At 37.1% G+C, this 18,294-nt stretch carries 19 protein-coding genes; 13 read left to right on the forward strand and 6 right to left on the reverse strand.

Annotated features, from left to right (window positions below; all coding sequences use genetic code 11):
- Positions 1–360 precede the first annotated feature (360 nt).
- Positions 361–837 carry a hypothetical protein gene (locus tag AA0017_RS06810; RefSeq protein ID WP_413380322.1) on the reverse strand — a complete coding sequence of 159 codons (477 nt, stop codon included), beginning with the start codon at positions 835–837 and terminating at the stop codon, positions 361–363.
- A 28-nt stretch (positions 838–865) separates the two neighbouring features.
- On the reverse strand, positions 866–1,237 hold the full coding sequence (locus AA0017_RS06815) for an iron chaperone (RefSeq protein ID WP_413380323.1): 372 nt from the start codon (positions 1,235–1,237) through the stop codon (positions 866–868).
- 260 nt (positions 1,238–1,497) lie between these two features.
- On the opposite strand from AA0017_RS06815, the gene AA0017_RS06820 reads away from it, so the two are divergent.
- The gene (locus tag AA0017_RS06820; protein ID WP_413380324.1) at positions 1,498–1,947 is read left to right on the forward strand and encodes a DUF2512 family protein; all 450 of its coding nucleotides are present in this window, start codon (positions 1,498–1,500) and stop codon (positions 1,945–1,947) included.
- Between the two features lie 62 nt (positions 1,948–2,009).
- Here the strand turns inward: AA0017_RS06820 and AA0017_RS06825 are convergent, their stop codons facing one another.
- Positions 2,010–2,879, reverse strand: a complete 870-nt coding sequence (locus AA0017_RS06825; RefSeq protein ID WP_413380326.1) for a LysR family transcriptional regulator — start codon at positions 2,877–2,879, stop codon at positions 2,010–2,012.
- Between the two features lie 191 nt (positions 2,880–3,070).
- Between AA0017_RS06825 and mmgD the strand changes: the two genes are divergently transcribed.
- The 4 genes from mmgD (at position 3,071) to tnpA (ending at position 7,219) form a co-directional block, all read left to right on the forward strand.
- Complete coding sequence (gene mmgD, locus AA0017_RS06830) at positions 3,071–4,180, forward strand: citrate synthase (protein WP_413382446.1); 1,110 nt, start codon at positions 3,071–3,073, stop codon at positions 4,178–4,180.
- An 18-nt stretch (positions 4,181–4,198) separates the two neighbouring features.
- A complete protein-coding gene (locus AA0017_RS06835; protein WP_413380327.1) occupies positions 4,199–5,635 on the forward strand; it encodes a bifunctional 2-methylcitrate dehydratase/aconitate hydratase in 1,437 nt (478 codons plus the stop codon).
- A gap of 11 nt (positions 5,636–5,646) precedes the next feature.
- A complete protein-coding gene (gene prpB / locus AA0017_RS06840) occupies positions 5,647–6,561 on the forward strand; it encodes a methylisocitrate lyase (protein WP_413380329.1) in 915 nt (304 codons plus the stop codon).
- A 196-nt stretch (positions 6,562–6,757) separates the two neighbouring features.
- Complete coding sequence (tnpA, locus tag AA0017_RS06845; protein WP_413382362.1) at positions 6,758–7,219, forward strand: IS200/IS605 family transposase; 462 nt, start codon at positions 6,758–6,760, stop codon at positions 7,217–7,219.
- A gap of 252 nt (positions 7,220–7,471) precedes the next feature.
- On the opposite strand, the gene AA0017_RS06850 is transcribed toward tnpA, so the two are convergent.
- Genes AA0017_RS06850 through AA0017_RS06860 form a run of 3 tightly spaced genes read right to left on the reverse strand, consistent with a single transcriptional unit; the run spans position 7,472 to position 9,342 of the window.
- Complete coding sequence (locus tag AA0017_RS06850; protein ID WP_413380331.1) at positions 7,472–8,161, reverse strand: ABC transporter ATP-binding protein; 690 nt, start codon at positions 8,159–8,161, stop codon at positions 7,472–7,474.
- On the reverse strand, positions 8,158–8,541 hold the full coding sequence (locus tag AA0017_RS06855; protein WP_413380332.1) for a GntR family transcriptional regulator: 384 nt from the start codon (positions 8,539–8,541) through the stop codon (positions 8,158–8,160). The genes AA0017_RS06850 and AA0017_RS06855 overlap by 4 nt, the downstream gene beginning before the upstream one ends.
- A 3-nt stretch (positions 8,542–8,544) precedes the next feature.
- Positions 8,545–9,342, reverse strand: a complete 798-nt coding sequence (locus tag AA0017_RS06860) for a hypothetical protein (RefSeq protein ID WP_413380333.1) — start codon at positions 9,340–9,342, stop codon at positions 8,545–8,547.
- A gap of 136 nt (positions 9,343–9,478) precedes the next feature.
- Here AA0017_RS06860 and AA0017_RS06865 point away from each other — a divergent pair, with 136 nt between their 5' ends.
- The 8 genes from AA0017_RS06865 (at position 9,479) to AA0017_RS06900 (ending at position 18,144) form a co-directional block, all read left to right on the forward strand.
- On the forward strand, positions 9,479–10,048 hold the full coding sequence (locus AA0017_RS06865; RefSeq protein WP_413380334.1) for a small multi-drug export protein: 570 nt from the start codon (positions 9,479–9,481) through the stop codon (positions 10,046–10,048).
- Positions 10,049–10,318: 270 nt separating this feature from the next.
- A complete protein-coding gene (locus AA0017_RS06870) occupies positions 10,319–12,028 on the forward strand; it encodes an ABC transporter ATP-binding protein (RefSeq protein ID WP_413380335.1) in 1,710 nt (569 codons plus the stop codon).
- 265 nt (positions 12,029–12,293) lie between these two features.
- Complete coding sequence (locus tag AA0017_RS06875) at positions 12,294–12,932, forward strand: SIMPL domain-containing protein (protein WP_413380336.1); 639 nt, start codon at positions 12,294–12,296, stop codon at positions 12,930–12,932.
- Between the two features lie 124 nt (positions 12,933–13,056).
- Positions 13,057–14,046 carry a permease gene (locus AA0017_RS06880; RefSeq protein WP_413380337.1) on the forward strand — a complete coding sequence of 330 codons (990 nt, stop codon included), beginning with the start codon at positions 13,057–13,059 and terminating at the stop codon, positions 14,044–14,046.
- A gap of 11 nt (positions 14,047–14,057) precedes the next feature.
- On the forward strand, positions 14,058–14,870 hold the full coding sequence (locus AA0017_RS06885; RefSeq protein ID WP_413380338.1) for a TIGR03943 family putative permease subunit: 813 nt from the start codon (positions 14,058–14,060) through the stop codon (positions 14,868–14,870).
- A gap of 87 nt (positions 14,871–14,957) precedes the next feature.
- The gene (locus AA0017_RS06890) at positions 14,958–16,655 is read left to right on the forward strand and encodes a M3 family oligoendopeptidase (RefSeq protein ID WP_413380339.1); all 1,698 of its coding nucleotides are present in this window, start codon (positions 14,958–14,960) and stop codon (positions 16,653–16,655) included.
- 16 nt (positions 16,656–16,671) lie between these two features.
- On the forward strand, positions 16,672–17,643 hold the full coding sequence (locus tag AA0017_RS06895) for an AEC family transporter (protein ID WP_413380340.1): 972 nt from the start codon (positions 16,672–16,674) through the stop codon (positions 17,641–17,643).
- A gap of 18 nt (positions 17,644–17,661) precedes the next feature.
- Complete coding sequence (locus AA0017_RS06900) at positions 17,662–18,144, forward strand: SMI1/KNR4 family protein (protein ID WP_413380341.1); 483 nt, start codon at positions 17,662–17,664, stop codon at positions 18,142–18,144.
- Positions 18,145–18,294: the final 150 nt, after the last annotated feature.

Genomic DNA, 18,294 nt, shown 5'->3' on the forward strand with positions numbered 1-18,294 from the left:
TTTATTACTTCACGCTATTTCTTACAAGTGTGAAAACGGAGATCGTCCTGTGCCCTAGCGGACGAAAACATGCGGAGACTCCCGTGGGAAGTAGTGGCAGAACCGAAATCCACTAGCGAAGCTAGTTAGTTCGGTGCCACCCCACAGGACGCGGAGCATGATTTTCGGGAGCGGTGAGTCGAACGCCATTCATTGCCATCCGCTTCAGTTCCAATAAATAGAACGAAATCAGAGGAGAGTTTTGTCCCAGCCTCTCTATGTTTGTTTAATCGTACTTATTGATGACGTTTTTTTCAAAAGATAACTCCTTGATTCCTCTTTCTCGAAGCCAATATAGTATTAAAACATTAAGTTATCCTTTTATAAATACTCATTAATACATATAAAATCACCTATATTTTTCAGGTGCAATCTACAATTTGGGGGTATTTGGCCGTATACAACAAAAAGTTCTTTTTCTATTTTCCTTATTTGTTTAATCCTATCTAAATTAGCAATGCATACTTGTTCTAATAAAAGTCCAGAAGTGATATAAGACCAAATTGAATTAAATGCTAATAGGATTTCTTTTTTTGTTTTTTCCTTTATATTAGGGAAAATATTAGCGAGCAATGTCATTTCTGTTGAACCATAAATAACATACTCTTGTTCTCTTTCTATTAACTTACATTGCTCTTCCCAGCATTGTTCTATTTTTATAATACTTTCGAGCTTTTCACTATTAGTAAGTTTTATTGGGATTATTTGATTTTGATTGTTTAATAGTGAGTAACAGAAAATAATAAAATTAAAAGAGTACGGGGCAGTTACTTTTGTATCATTTGTTTTTTCAGTCATTTAACTTGGCCCTCCAGTTTTTCTTTTATTATTTCCTCCAAAAAGTTGTGTAGTCTGCTTTATCGATTATATTAAAATCGATCATTTTCTTAAGTAAGGAGAAATCGATTGGACGGTTCCACTTCATACGAACCAACTCTTTCGTATGATCGTAGCCAGCCTCGACAATTTCATCAGAAAAATGATCAATCCCTGCTTTTTCAGGGGCAACGGCTAAATGCTGTTTAGATACACTAAAGCCAATAATATATGTATCATGATCGGTAAACATTGGCTGATTCCATGCTATTTTTGGCATTAAATTTGGAAATTCTTTCGTTACCCAAGTTAAAACTTCTTCCGTTCGGTCCCGATGCTCGGGATTATCAATTTTCGCTAAATATTCTTCAAAAACGTACATGTTGTTTCCTCCTAAAATAAATATGGGAACTTTTAGAGAACTTTCGTTTGTCACATTAGTCGATAAATCTTCTTACAGGCTTGCTTAGATATGTTCTCACCTTTAGATTTTATCATTTTCATGACCTTATGAGGGCTTATGTTATGAAAGATTTTTTTCAAAAGTGAATCCATTTTTTATTCGCTAGAGTCCGTTGAATCTGCGATGGGTGAATAGATCATTTGGGTTGAAACATACTATAGTGGAAAGGAGTCAAAAAAATGCAATATTTCAAAGCGTTATTACTTAAATGGGTGATCTCTTTTGCCTTTTTGTTTATCATTTTTGGTTTATTTTATCATGTATCAATCGGCAATGTGTTCGTTCTTTCTTTAGTAGTAAGTGTTGTTTCTTATTTAGGCGATTTGTTTATTATGCCACGAATTAGTAATACGGTCGCAACGATCACTGATTTTGGTTTAGCCCTTTTCCTTATTTGGTTCGTCAGTCAAAGTTTAACAAATGGAGCAAATTTATTTTTCCCATCGTTATTAGCGGCAACAGGTTTAGCGATCTTTGAGTATTACTATCACCAATACTTACTGATGTATGTACTTAATAATGGTGAAAAGTTGGAAAAAAGAACAGCTCCTTACCGCTATCAAACAGAAGCCTCAGAAGAAATTGCTCCAAATAAAGAAGAAATTGAACGAGATGATGACTCTAAATGAGTGAAACACCTAAGTAAAGGAAACTGCTTAGGTGTTTTTTTGTGCCTATATGTTGTTTATGTTTAAAGAGCTTTGACGTCTATTTTTTTTATAAACTCGACAAAAGAGCGAACAAGGTTTAGTTGTAAGGTGGACTCGTGATAATACATCCAAGTATGCCGTGTTAATCTTTCACCAGAAGGGAGCACTAACGGTTTGGTAATTAACTCTGAATAAGGTCTGACAACTAAAGTCGCCAATATTCCATAGCCTAATCCATTGATAATCATTTCCTTACACGTTTCCACTTGATTCACTTGAATATTAATATTAGGTGGTTGCTGATAGAGCGTATACCACCATCGTTCGGTCAGGTTTCTCATATTTTCATCGGTATGATAATCAATTCTCGGTAAACTAGGTAGCTCCTCCCACTTAAATTCCCAAGGAGAGGCGACACAAATTTCCTCTTCGTATAGTAATTCTTTTTTTCCCTTCCAAGCAAAATTCCCTTTAATAAAACTAATATGGACGTCTTGATTTAAAATGAGGCGATACATATCACTACTCCAGCCTGTCACGACTTGAAATTCAACATTTGGATAAACTTGCTTAAAGAGTCTTAAAAGTTTGGGCATTTTATGGGTGGCAAAAAAGTTAGAGACGCCGACTCGTAATGTGCCTGAAACTTGGTTTTTCATATTATCAATCGTTTCTTCGATGTTTTGTAGTTCTGCTAACATTTTTTTTGCATGTAAGACTAATTTTTCTCCTTCTGGTGTAAACATTACCCCGCGCTGTTTTCGAATAATTAATTGAACGCCGTAATATTCTTCTAACTTTTGTAGCCTCGATGTAAGGGTAGGTTGTGATACGAATAGTTTTTCAGCAGCTAAAGTTATGTTTTCTGTGTGAAATAAGGTGACGAGCATTTCCCAATCCTGTTTCTTCAAAAGCGAACACTCCGATCCCAGATATAGAAAAAATCTATCGTTATTAATAAAAATTATATATTTTTCTAATTGTTTGATCAATTTTATAATAAAGGCAGATAACGAATTGTTGTTATTTTTTGATTTATTTGAAGGTATGAAAGGGTTTACAAAGAAATGGTTAAGAAGTAAACAAAATGAGGTAAAGGATGGTGTTTATGAGCTTAAAAGAATATGGTCCTGGTTTAGAAGGAGTTATAGCTGCAGAAACAGAGCTTTCATTTTTAGATACAGAAAAAGAGAAGATCGTCATTCGAGGGTATGACTTAATCGAGCTTTCTAAAACGAACGATTATCTCGACATTGTCCATTTATTACTGGAAGGAGAGCTACCTGAAGAGCAGGAGAAAGAAAAGACCGTTGAAAAATTAAAAGAGCATTACGATCTTCCGGTGGAGATTTTTTCAATCATGAAATTACTACCGAAAAATACGCATCCAATGGACGGGCTACGTACAGGTCTCTCTGCTTTAGCTGGTTATGATATAGATATTGAAAACCGTCGTTTTGACATAAATAAGCAACGTGGCTACCAGCTACTCGGCCAATTGCCAACGGTTACGGTTAACGCTCATCGGATTCTCAATGGAAAAGAAGCTATTTTACCAAATCCTCTTCTAACTTATAGTGCAAACTTCTTATACATGATAACGGGAGAGGTTCCAGAAGACTGGCAAACGAAAATTTTTGATCGCTCTTTACTTTTATATAGTGAGCATGAGATGCCAAACTCAACGTTTGCGGCTAGGGTAATTGCCTCAACAAATTCGGATATGTATGGAGCTTTAACGGGAGCGGTTGCCTCTTTAAAAGGACATTTGCACGGTGGGGCGAACGAAGCGGTGATGTATATGTTAAATGATGCGTCCACGGTCGCTGATTTTGAAGATCAATTATATCAAAAGCTTGTCAAAAAAGAAAAGGTAATGGGATTCGGACATCGTGTTTATATGAAAAAGATGGATCCAAGAGCGTTAATTATGAAGGAATCGTTAAAACAATTAAGTGAAAAAGATGGTGATTTCTTATTATTAGAAATGTGTGAGGCAGGTGAAAAAGTGATGCGGGAAGAGAAGGGACTATATCCTAACCTCGATTATTACGCGGCACCTGTTTATTGGAAGCTTGGAATTCCAATTGAACTATATACACCGATCTTTTTTAGTGCGAGAACGGTAGGACTCGCCGCACATGTGATTGAGCAGCATTCAAATAACCGTTTATTCCGCCCTCGTGTTCGTTATATTGGCAAAGATTATTAAGTAAAGGGATGATAGTTGATGATTAAAACGAATGAAAACCAGAAAACCGATCTTTTATTAGAGGAAATTGCCGATTATGTGTTACATGAAGAGATTACAAGCGAAGAAGCTTTTTCGACTGCTCACTATGTGCTCATTGATACACTCGGTTGTGGCATTCTTGCCTTAAATTATCCAGAGTGTACGAAGCTGCTCGGACCAGTGGTACCAGGAACGATCGTCCCGAGTGGTGTTCGTGTCCCAGGTACTTCACATGTGCTCGATCCGATTCAAGGAGCTTTTAATATAGGAACGATGATTCGTTGGTTGGATTATAATGACACTTGGTTAGCAGCGGAATGGGGGCATCCATCTGATAATTTAGGGGGCATTTTAGCAGTCGCTGATTTTGTTAGTCAAGAAAGATTAAAAAAAGGCCAAGAGCCCATTAAGATGTTGGAAGTTTTAGAAATGATGATTAAAGCTCATGAAATTCAAGGAGTGCTTGCTTTAGAAAATAGTTTAAATCGAGTCGGACTTGATCATGTTCTGTATGTCAAAATTGCCACAACGGCGGTCGTGACGAAAATGCTTGGTGGTAGTCGTGAAGAAATCATCAATGCTCTATCCAATGCTTGGATCGATAATTCAAGCTTAAGAACGTATCGCCACGCACCGAATACGGGCTCTCGTAAATCTTGGGCAGCAGGCGATGCGACGAGCCGAGCCGTTAGACTTGCTTTAATGGCGGTTAAAGGTGAAATGGGTTATCAAACGGCTTTAAGTGCACCAGGGTGGGGCTTCCAAGATGTTCTATTTAATAAGAAGGAATTGGTGTTAAGCCAACCACTTCAGAGCTATGTTATGGAGAATGTCTTATTTAAAGTTTCTTATCCAGCCGAATTTCATGCTCAAACGGCAGCAGAAGCGGGAGTTACTCTTCATCCACAAGTGATCAATCGTTTAGATGAAATTGATAAAATTGTCATTACGACCCATGAGTCAGCTATTCGGATTATTGATAAAAGAGGTCCATTAAATAATCCAGCTGACCGTGACCATTGTCTACAATATATTACAGCGATTGCTTTATTAAAAGGCAATATTGTGGCAGAGGATTATGAGGATGATGTCGCTGCTGATCCTAGAATTGATCAATTAAGAGCCAAAATGGTCATTAATGAGAATCAACGTTATACGGCTGAGTATCTCGACCCGGAAAAACGCTCCATTGCCAATGCCGTTCAAGTTTATTTTAAAGATGGTCATTACACAGAGGAAGTCGAATGTGAATATCCACTTGGTCACAGATTCCGTCGTGATGAAGCAAAACCAAAAATCACGGAAAAATATCACCATAATTTATTAACTCATTATTCCAAAAAGCAACTAAAAGAAATAGAAGCGGTCAGTTACGATTATGCAAAACTTTCTACGATGTATGTCCATGACTTTGTTGAATTATATGTAAAGTAAGGAGGGGAAGTATGGCTTGGATTATTGAACAACCAATATCGCAAGAAGAATTAGCTAGACAATTTAGGCAACTCATCGAAAAAAAAGAGATTTTACAAATTCCTGGAGCACATGATGCAATGGCTGGATTAGTCGCGAAAAAAGCAGGCTTTGTCTCATTATATTTATCTGGAGCAGCTTATACCGCTAGTAAAGGTTTACCTGATTTAGGGATTATTACGTCTACAGAAGTGGCAGAACGAGCTCGTGAAATTATACGAGCAACCAACTTGCCACTACTTGTTGACATCGATACAGGTTTTGGTGGCGTGTTAAATGTTGCGAGGACGGCCCAAGAAATGTATGAAGCCCATGTCGCAGCTGTTCAAATCGAAGACCAACAATTGCCGAAAAAATGTGGGCATTTAAACGGAAAAGAGCTCGTGACAACAGAGGAAATGATCCAAAAAATTCAAGCGATTAAAAAGACGACACCATCTCTTATCATCGTGGCAAGAACCGATGCTCGGGCAAATGAAGGGTTAGCGGCGACGATTGAGCGTGCCAAAGCGTATGTTGAAGCTGGAGCAGATGCGATTTTCCCAGAAGCCTTACAATCAGAAGCGGAATTTCAGCAATTTGTCCAACATATCAAAGTTCCTTTATTAGCGAATATGACCGAATTTGGGAAAACTCCTTATTTAACAGCGGAGGAATTTGAGAAATTAGGTTATCAAATCGTCATTTATCCTGTTACTTCATTGCGAGTAGCAGCGAAAGCTTATGAACGTGTGTTTCAACTGATCCAAAAGGAAGGTACACAGGTCGGGGCTCTTGAAGATATGCAAACAAGGAAGGAATTGTATGAAACGATTTCATATGATGACTTTGAAGAGCTTGATGAGAAGATTGCTAAAACGATTTTAGATGAGATCGAACATAAATGATAATGTAAGAGCTGCTTCAAAAGATCAGTCGATCTTTTGAAGCCGTTTTTAGTGGTTTCGAAAACCCCTGGCTATGCCGGGGGTTCTAAAAAGCTTCAAGCGTGGTATTAAAAAAAAACCTCACTTCATGGTAGGATAAAGTTGGTTTCCCGACCGCTTCATCGCACCAAAGAAGGAGGTATGCCCTGTGAAGGACATGAATAGTTTAGCACACACAACATGGAATTGTAAGTATCACATCGTGTTTGCACCAAAATACAGAAGACAAATCATCTATGGAAAATACAAAAAAAGTATCGGACAGATCATAAGAGATTTATGTGAAAGAAAAGGGGTCGTGATTCATGAAGCAAATGCTTGTCCGGATCACATCCATATGTTAGTAAGTATTCCGCCGAAGTTAAGTGTGTCACAATTCATGGGGTACTTAAAAGGGAAAAGTAGTCTCATGATATTTGATCGACATGCCAATTTGAAGTATCGCTACGGGAACAGGAAGTTTTGGTGTAGAGGCTTCTATGTTGATACAGTGGGAAGAAACAAGAAGCAGATACAAGAATACATTAGGAATCAGCTAAAAGAAGACTATATGGGTGATCAGTTATCATTGTTCGAAGACTATGACCCGTTTACCGGAGAGAAAAATAAGAAGAGATAAAGAAATTCTTTAGAATTAGTGGGTGAATGTGGTGCAAAAGGGAAACCGGTTCAGTGGGCCTTTAAGGCCTAGGCCGGTAAGAAAGGCTTTCAGCCGCAGAGTAAACCACCAGTTCACACTGGTGGTTTTGATTTTAGTGGAATCATGCGTTTTAAGAGGAATATGGAAAAAGGGGGATAAGTATAGGGAAAGAAAAATCGTAATATGCAAAATTACGGTGCGAATAAAAAATTCATCATTTTGAGTTTTTCGCTATGCATAAAGTGATTTCATCCAATCCAATACTCCTTTATTCTCACGAGTTCTCAAATCATCTACATGATTGTGACCGATGATTTGACCTTCTTTTAGGACGATGACTTCATCTAAAATCATTTCAACTTCCATTACTTCATGGGTCGTAATTAAAATCAGTTGTTTATCTAAATTAATAAAGGAAATGAGGCTTTTAATAATCGAGTCGCGTACAAGTGGGTCTAATCCGGACAGCGGTTCATCCAAAAGGACGATTGGAACATCGCGGGCTAAGGCTAAGGTAATTTTTAGACGACTGCGATTTCCTTTGGATAAATGTTTAACTTTGTCTCTGCCTACTAAGTTCATAAAATCAATCATTTCCTTTGCTCTTTCCATATTAAAATCAGCAAATTGACTTTGATAAAAAGCGAGCGTATCCGAAACGGTCATAAAAGAGTAAAAGTGATCAAGATCAGATAAATAACTTACTTTTGCGGCGATTCGACGATTTGCTTTTTCCGCGGATATGGTGACCTCGCCATTTGTAGGGTGGACGAGTCCAGCAATTAATTTTAAGAGGGTTGATTTTCCGCTGCCATTTTCACCAATTAAACCAATGATTTTACCGAGCGATAACTCAAGATTTACATCCGTTAATGCTGTTTTCTTTTTATATTGTTTTGTCACATTTGAAAATCGAATCATCCTTTTTCACCTCGATTATATTTATTAAAAAATTCTTCTAACCCCGTTAAAATCTCTTCCTTTTGATAACCCATCTCATACATACTACTGACAAATTGAGAAATCTCCTCTTTTTTTAACCGCTGTCGCATTTCTTCGAGTACGACTTGATTCTCGGTTACATATGTTCCTTGGCCACGTTTTGATTCAGCGATTTTTTCTGACTCTAATTCACGATACGTTCGCTGCACGGTATTCGGATTGACTCCAGATTGAAGAGCCATCTCCCGTACAGAAGGAAGCTTATCCCCTGGTTTTAAATCATTACGAACAATTTCTTTTTTTATTCGTTCCACTAGTTGACTGTAGATTGGTTTTGAAGAATGAAAAGTATCGCTCATAGATTACACCTCAATTTTTCGATCAAGAGTCCAACTCGTAATCAAAAATAACCCAATGAGAATAAATCCTTCTATTACATATCTCCCCATATAAAAAGAGGGAATAGTTTGCTCAATTGTAATTGATATTTCGTTTATTGAATGGGAGAAGTTGAACCAGCTCGTTGTATTTTCAAGTGAGATTAATCCCCAATTCGTTAATACAGAAAAAAAACTGGTTTGTGTAAATTGACCATAGATAAACATCGATAAGAAAAAGAGAAACATGGTTAGGATAAAACTGAATCCTGTGCTCATATATTTTTGTGAAAATAGATAAATGACCCAAAAGAAAAGAAAAACGATCATCATTTGAAATGAAAAATTAAAAAACAAAGAAAGAAAAAGCGTGATTGCTTCTGGGAAAACAGATATGCCACCATGCTCGAGTGAAAAGTTTACCCCCCCAAGCAGAACAGGGATGAATAAAAGAAAAATCGAGAATGTCATGGAAATAACCATAGAGATAACTCCTGCGACCATTTTTGCTAAAAGTAGTGCATATCCGGGCAAGGGATTATGCAACCAGAGATGGATTTTTTCTTTTTGTAAACTATTTAAGAGATAAATAATGAGAAAAAATAAATGAAAGAATAAAAGTAACAAAGCTAACATTGTTATCTGTTCATAGGCCACTCCACCAACAATAGAGGAGGCGATAAAACTAAAGATTGTGACGACCGTTGTTCCTCCCAAAACGGCATAGAGCATCCCAATACCTAAACGAAATTCTTTTTTGACTAATTGAATCCAAGCACTCATATTTATTCCTCCTATACATTTTGTTCTAGTGTGTTAATTTAATAGTACACTAGAACAAGTTGAGGCGTCAATGAATTTATCAATATTATGGAAAAATGGTCTTCTTTAACCGTTACTTAATTCAAAATGAAGGATATTGAGACAAATTCTTTACATTTTAAGAGGAACAGGTAAAATAAAAGAAATTATGAAAAATTGGAGGAGATTGATTATCGCTTTTATTATTGCCTACATTATTGTTTTTTTAGCGGCGGCGACACCATTTATTGAAGTTGTATTTACGATTCCTGTCGGCGCCCTTGCCGGATTAAATGTTTTTCTTGTTACTTTAGTTGGGGTAGCGGGGAATGTCATTACGGTTATTTTAGTGATTGCTTTGGCTGATCGAATTAGAGAATGGCAGAGGGAAAGAAGAGAGAGAAAAGGAAAAGTTTCAAATAAAAAAAATGCAAGAGCGGAAAAAATCATGAATCGATACGGACTTCCAGGTTTAGCTCTTCTTGGTCCTGTTTTTGTTGGAAGTCATTTAGCTGTACTGTTAGCTATTTCACTTGGAAGCAGCAAGAAGTTAGTAACTGCCTGGGTGTTAGGTAGTGTAATCGGCTGGGCTGTCGTAACCGGAGTGATTTCCTATTTTGCTTTGGATTTCTTGGATCTTGGTCATAATGGTGGTTTCTTATATGATTTATTAGAGCGTTATAGCTGACCTGAAAAGAGAAACGATTATAAATAGAATAATGAATAAGTTTGTTTCATTTCGAATGAAGGAGTTTTAGACCTCTTCATTCTTTTTTATTTGCCAAAAGCTCTCAATTGAGCATTGAAAATGTTTGGAAATCAGTTTATAATTGATTATCATTATCAATTAGTTTATTTTCTTTTATTTATAGAGACAAATAAAGCTTTTTTTTTGTTAATTATTTCGTCTATCTAAGTACCAAAAAGAAAGTGAACTTGTTAGGGAGAGTGAGATAGATTGTTAAGACGATTTTTTTCTTATTACAAGCCGTACAAATGGCTCTTTATTCTAGATTTTTCGTGTGCCATTTTAGTAGGTTTGCTTGAGTTGGCGTTTCCGCTCGCGGTTAACCAAGTCATTGACCGTTTGTTGCCACAAGGGGAATGGCATATCATCATTTGGGCGTGTGTAGGTCTTCTTGTTATTTATGGTCTAAATACATTTCTCCATTTTGTTGTCACTTATTGGGGGCATAAGCTTGGAATTAATATTGAAACAGATATGAGGCAAAAGTTGTTTGGCCATATGCAAAAGCTTTCCTTTGGCTATTATGACAATAATAAAACAGGTCATTCGATTTCGAGATTAACAAAGGACCTTGAGGAAATTGGTGAAGTTGCCCATCATGGGCCAGAGGACGTATTTGTTGCATTAATGACCTTGCTTGGAGCTTTTTTAATTATGCTCGGCATCAACTGGAAGCTTGCGATTATTTCGTTTATCGTCATTCCATTATTGATGATTTTTGCGATTCATTTTAATAAAAAAATGACCAAAACGTTCCGCAAAATGTTTGGTGATGTCGCGGAAATCAATTCTCGTGTGGAAGATAGTATCGGTGGAATTCGTGTCGTTCAAGCCTTTGCTAATGAAGAATACGAGCAGAAACAATTTGCCAAAAACAATCAAATGTATCGTCAAACGAAACTTGAATCATACAAAATTATGGCACAAAACGTCATGTCCAACTATATGTTTATGCGAGTCGTGACTTTATTTACACTTCTTTTTGGGACCTTTTTTGTCATTAATCAGGAATTAACGTATGGTGAATTTGTTGCCTTTATTTTATTATCGAATATTTTACTTGGACCGATTCAAAAAATTAATGCGGTTATTGAAAGTTATCCAAAAGGAATTGCTGGTTTTAAACGATATACTGAAATTATGGATACGGAACCCGATATCGATGATCATCCAAACGCAAAAGATATGACCGTAAATGGGGCGATTTCCTATCAAAATGTCACATTTGGATATGGTGGAAAAGAGAATATTTTAGATAATATTAGCTTGTCGATTCAACCAGGGGAAACGGTTGCTTTTGTTGGACCATCAGGAGCTGGTAAAACGACATTATGTAGCTTATTGCCTCGTTTTTATGAAGTAGGAGAAGGGAATATCTATGTCGATGGCCATAACATCCAAGACATTACTTTACAATCATTACGCACGCAAATTGGGATCGTGCAGCAGGACGTCTTTTTATTCTCGGGTACGATTCGTGAAAATATTGCTTATGGAAAGCTGGATGCAACGGATGAGGAGATTTATGAAGCCGCTAAAAAAGCTCAGCTAGATGATTTCCTTCGTTCACAACCAGAAGGTTTACAAACGGTGATTGGAGAAAGAGGCGTGAAGTTATCTGGTGGACAGAAACAAAGATTGGCGATTGCCCGGATGTTTTTGAAAAACCCACCGATTCTCATTTTGGATGAAGCAACGTCTGCCCTTGATACAGAAACAGAGATGGCGATTCAGCAGTCATTAGCCGAACTTTCAAAAGGGAGAACAACGTTAGTTATTGCTCACCGTTTAGCGACGATTAAAAATGCCGATCGCATTATTGTCGTTACAAAAGAGGGGATTACGGAACAAGGAAAACATGAAGAATTAATCGAGCAAGATGGTGTCTATAGCCGCCTTCATTATGCTCAGTTTGGGTAAAGAGAGCTAGCCGCAAATGATAACGATTTGCGGCCTTTTTATATTTTATGTTCTTGTGTTTTTATCGTTAGAATAAGTATAAACGTATATTTTTCTCGCTTCTAGGCAAACGGATTCCGCTTTATATTCAGTCTAGCTGCATCCGTTAGAAGCTCGAGAAAAATCGGTCGTCTTAATGAAGACAAAGAGCGTCTTCAACAGCCGCCCTGTATTTTTTCTCGCTTCTGACCAAACGGATTCCGCTTTATATTTAAGGAGGTTAATTATGAATCTTGAACATGGCAAAGATCGATTAATTGTAAATGGTACGGGGGAGGTTAGTGCTACACCTGATCAGAGTGTGATTCAGCTTGGGGTTGAAACAGAAGGGAGCCTTGTTGAAACGGTACAAGTTGAAAATGGGGAGAAAATGAATCAAATTATTGCGGCTCTCCAACAATTAGGTGTTCCAGCAAATGATATTCGTACAATCGAATATCAGCTAGTACCTATGTATGACTATCAGGATGGCCAACAAGTATTTCGAGCTTACCGTCTTACTCATATTGTGCAAATCACTCTTGATCAGATTGATTTAACAGGAGAAGTTGTCGATGCGGCCGTTTTAAATGGAGCTAATCGAGTGCAGGCAATTCAGTTTACGCTGCAGGATGAAAAAGCTGCTTATGATGAAGCATTATCATTAGCAATTGCTGATGTTACTAGAAAAGCAACGGTATTAACTGCGGAAATAGGTGTTCATTTAGATAAGGTTCCGATTGCAGTCAAAGAATTAAGTGCACCTGTTCAACCTTTTACACCGCGCATACATTCATTTGAAGCCTCTTCTCATACACCCGTCCAGCTTGGACAATTACAAGTTCAAGCAAATGTTGAGGCCGTTTACGAATATCGACGCTCGTAAAAATAGCAAAGAATTTTAATAGATTCAAATAAAAAACCAAACAAATCTAGTAAATCAGCTTTCATAGGTTCTATATCCTCTCTATTTTAATAGATATAGTAAAGGGGATGAAAGGAGCGATAGGATGAAAGCTTTCTTTACAGATGTGTTTGGTTTTATTCTTTTAGTTGGGATCGTCATTTTACTTGTCGCTTTCCCAGCTTTTAAGCAAGCAGAGTGGTCCTTTGTTTTAGCAGAGACAACTGTTTCTTTTTTGACGATTTTTCTTAGTATTTTAATAGAGGCCTTTCCATTTTTGCTCGCGGGTGCTCTGATGTCAGCTCTTATTGGTCTTTATATTAAACCAAGTCATATTTCAAAGTGGATTCCAAAACATCCTTTTTTAAGTTTAATTCCAGCTTTAATTCTTGCATGTCTATTACCGATTTGTGAATGTGCGATCGTTCCTGTCATTCGTAATTTCATTCGAAAAGGGGTTCCAATCCATGTCGCCGTTGCGTTTATGACGGCTGCGCCGATTTTAAACCCGATTGTGGCCGCTTCAACGTATTATGCCTTTAATCTTGACTGGTCAATGGTTGGGTGGCGGATGGGACTAGCCTTTATTTGTACATGCCTCATTGCGATTATCATGTATGTTATTTTTCGTCACCGTGGGAAAACAGATGTGTTGCTTGATGATGAGGTGAGTGAACATAAAGAACATGTACATGAGAAAGGGATTAAAGGGATTTTTTATCATACAGCCGATGATTTTTTGTTTATGGCTCGTTATTTTGTGATAGGTGCTTTTTTAGCGAGTTTATTTCAAACCTTTTTTGCAAGGGACTGGCTGGCGTTAACAGGCGATACAACGGTTTTTGGCATTATGATGATGATGGGTTTAGGTTATTTACTCTCATTATGTTCGGAAGCCGATGCTTTTATAGCCGCTTCCTTTGGACGTACTTTTTCTTTTGAAGCGACCCTTTCTTTTCTTATCTATGGACCAATGCTTGATTTAAAAAATACACTCATGATGCTTTCAACCTTCAAATGGCGATTTATTCTCGCTTTTCATGTAGTGGTTACGGTCGTCGTATTTTTGACAATGCTCGTTATCGCCGTGATTTAAGGAGGATCTTAATGAACAAAATAAATGGAAGCTATACCTATTTCTCTGGTATTTTATTATTAGGATTTGGTTTATTATTGCTAGCGATGGTTTTATCCGGATCGCTTGATTATTACGTGGCTCCTTCTATGCATTTTATTGTGATTATCGGTATGGTCTTTTTCCTTCTATTAGGTTTAAGTCAAATTTGGAGAAGTACAGCAAAGGAACCGACTTCATGTACTTGTGTGGCTGATTCGGAAACGAAAAAGGGGAAAAATAGTACATTACTATTATTATTTCTCATTCTTGTGATTGGATTTATTTTGCCAGACTATGCCCTTTCAACGAAGATGGCGGAACTAAAAGGAATTTCTTATACTTTTCCACTATCAGATGAACGGGTAGAGAGAAATAGCGATTTTATTGAGGAGCATTATACAATGGTGGCAATGGAAGTTGAGCAAAATGGTAGGCTTATTGTCCAAGATGAAATGTTTTTAGATGTACTTGCGTTATTACACTTACGCCTAGACTCATATATTGGCAAAGAAATTGAGTTTACTGGGTTTGTGCATGATGATCCATCTCTAGAGAAAGGGGAACTTGCGATTGCACGATTTGCCTTTACATGCTGTGTGGCCGATGCGATTGGATATGGATTTATCGTTCAATCAGCTGAGCATAGCGAACATTTAAATTCTGGCTGGGTAACCGTTCGTGGAGTGATTCAAACAAGGGAGTATGAGGGAAGGGTAATTCCACATATTGATGTAAGTGAGATGGTTTCTGTCTATCAACCTGAGTTGCCTTATGTTTATCCGACTTTATTAACAGGTAACTAATAGCTAGCAAAAAAGAGACTAAATATAGGGCAAGCGGTCGTTTTCTAGATGATTATTTGATAGGATAAGAGAAAAGGAGCTGAAAAAATGACGAAATTTTATCAAGAAGTGATTGATTTCTCGAATACGCAACAATTATCCGACCAATTTGAGCAGCTTTTGCAACTCCCTTTACAGTCTGCAGAGGACATTCTTTTCTATTTGCAAGAAGAAACCAAACTTCTTGATGCGATTGAAGAGGCATTAACAGGTCATTATATTGATTTTAATAGTTACAATGATAGCGAAGAAGCCAAAAAAGCTTTTGAACAAGATCAAGAGGTAATCGAACCACTTGTGAAGCAGTATGAAGCTAAACTCGATCAAAAACTGCTTGCATCTAAAGCATTAGAACAGCTCCCAGAAGAAGAGTACGCGTTTATGCTCAAACGAAAAAAGAATGCCGAAAGTTTATTTCGAAAAGAAAATGTGAAGCTCGAAATTGAAGAAGACAGACTCGCCACCAACTATTTTGAAATTACAGGAGCCTCGGTCGTCGAGTGGGAAGGGGAGCAGTTAACCCTTCCACAATTATCTCCTTTTTTACAAGATACCGATCGAAAGAAAAGAGAAAAAGCAATGGCGGCCATGCGAGAGAAGTTTATCGAATCGGAGGAGCCGCTCCAAAAAATCATGTCCGAATTAATAGAAATTAGGCAGAAAAAAGCAGAGTACGCCAATCTAGCTAATTATCGAGACTATATGTTTAAAAAATACGAACGATTTGATTATTCTCCGGAAGACTGTAAAACATTAGCGGCTAGTATTGCCAAACATGTAAAACCGTTAAAAGAAAAATTACAAAAAGAGCATGCTAAAAAACTGGGCGTTGATCCCTATTTACCATGGGATGTATCAGCTGTGTTGGCAGGAGAAGAACGTTTAAAACCATTTTCAAATACAGATGAATTGATTGCTGGAGTTCGAAAAGTGCTTGGAGAATTAGACCCAAGATTTGCTGAATTAATTGAGCAGATGAATCAAAAAGGGATGCTTGATTTAGAAAGTAGAAAAGGAAAGTCTCCCGGTGGTTTTTGTGCCCCGTTACCGGTTTCAGAACTCTCCTTTATTTTTATGAATCATGCCAAAACACACGATGATATGATCACTTTATTTCATGAGATGGGACATTGTATTCATAATGATTTTAAAAAGGAGTTACCGCTCCAAATCTATCGTGAAACTCCGATGGAATCTAGTGAACTAGCAAGTATGACGATGGAGTTGTTAACGATGGATAAATGGGAGCAATTTTATCCAACAAAAGCAGATTTCATTCGAGCGAAAAAAGAGCAAATTAAAGGAATTATTCAATTTTTACCAGTTGGTGTTGTCATTGATCAATTTCAGCATTGGCTGTATGAATATCCAAACCATTCGGTGGAAGAAAGAAACCAAAAATATGCGGAATTGTTAACAGAAATCGATAGTAATTTTGTTGATTGGTCCGGTTTTGAAAAATGGCGTGAAATAGCATGGCTTGGCGTTTTACATATTTTTGAAGTGCCATTTTATTATATTGAATATGTCATTGCCCAATTAGGTGCCGTGCAAATGTATCGTCAATATAAAGAAAACAAAAATCAAACATTAACAAACTATAAAGAGGCAATGGCTCTAGGAAGTTCAAAATCATTAGCTGAAGTTTATGAAAAGGCGGGGATTCGCTTTGATTTTTCTGAAGAAATGATTAAAGAATTGGTGGAATTTCTTGAGACAGAGTTGACTCTGCTAGAGCAAGAATAGTTAGGAAGAAGGAGACATGTTTACTACTTTTTTATTAGCGATTGGAATTATTGTTGGCGGCCTAATTGGAGGTCGCCTCCTTAGGTTTTTAATTGAAACACAGAAGCTCCCGGCCCATATTCCTTTAGATAAACTGATCAAAAATATGATCCCATTTGTTATTTTAGGAATGAATCCTCTTATATTAATCGGGGCTTTTTGGATCGTTGAAATTCAAGAAATGGAGTTTTTATTTTTACCAGTAATAGGTATATTCACGCTACTCATAGGCGGGGTTTTTGCCTTAATCGCAGCGAGAATTTATCAGCATAATAAAAAACAAACAGGTGCTATGTTTGTTAGCGGTAGTTTCTCCAATCTAGGTTCATTCGGAATGTTATTTTGTTTTTTATTTTTAGGTGAAATGGGATTAGCGATTGCGGCCATGTTTCGTTTGTTTGAGGAATTATTTTATTATACCGTTTGTTTTCCAGTTGCGAAGAGATACGGTGAAGCTGGTGAAAAGGAAGCTAAAAAGTCAAAATTAAAACAATTAATAAAAGATCCTTTTATTATGGTTACACTTATAGCCGTTTGTCTTGGAGTAGGTTTAAACTTCTCAACGATAGAGCGACCTGAATTTTTTGGCACTTTAAATGAATTTCTTGTTCCTTTGGCCACTTTTTTATTAGTCGTGCCTTTAGGATTTACAATGCGAGTCAAATCAGTTCGGACTTATCTAAAAGAAGGTTTTACTTTAGCTTTTATAAAATCTGTCCTTGTTCCAGTAGTGGTTGTAGGAGTAGCTTATTTTTTAGGGTTAGGCTCTTATCAAGATGGACTCTTAATCAAGGTCATTTTAATCTTAGCGGCCATGCCTCCAGCTGTAATGGCTTTAGTCCCAGCACAGTTATATAAATTGGAGATCGAGTTAGCGAATGCTAATTGGATTGTCAGCACGTCCATGTTAGTGGTTGTTTTGCCGATTCTTTATCTCTTGGTACAATAACGAATATGGAGGGTGATCATGAAAAGTTGGACAAAGCAACAATTAAAAGAAGTATGGAAAGAACGTAGTGTGTATAAACCAGGCGAGATGTTAACGGATGACCTTCTGTTCTCGGTGGAAACAAGCCTTAACTTATCTTTGCCAAATCTTTATAAACAATTGATGAAAATCCAAAATGGTGGCGAATTGGCCGTACCGATTTATCCAAGTGAAGAGCTCCCGTATGTCATTCATTATTTGCAAGAAATTGAATTAGAAAAAGGAGTAGGTCTTTCTGATGTTTTTATTGAAGAGTTTCATTTACCGAATGGACTTATTTTAATAACGGGTGATTTGTTTAGCTGGCTGGCTTTTGATTATCGTACGAATTTAGAAGAGCCATGTGTTGTCTTTTTTTATGAAGAGGATGGAGTGTGGCGAGAGATTGAAGTGGCCGAGACGTTTGAGCAGTTTATTGGATTATTTATTCAATATGAGGAGAGTAAAAAACCATTCAATTGAATGGTTTTTTATTTAGGGCTAGTCCTAAATTTAGCTGGTTTTTTGTTGCTTTGTTAGTGATGTGAAGGAATGAAATGTATGAGTTGCAGAAATTGAGGGGCGAATAATCGGTGATAAGTAATGAAAAAGCCGGGTTGCCGAAATTAGAGT

The organism is Alkalihalobacillus phoenicis, from assembly GCF_047302405.1.
GTDB lineage: Bacteria > Bacillota > Bacilli > Bacillales > Bacillaceae_D > Alkalihalobacillus.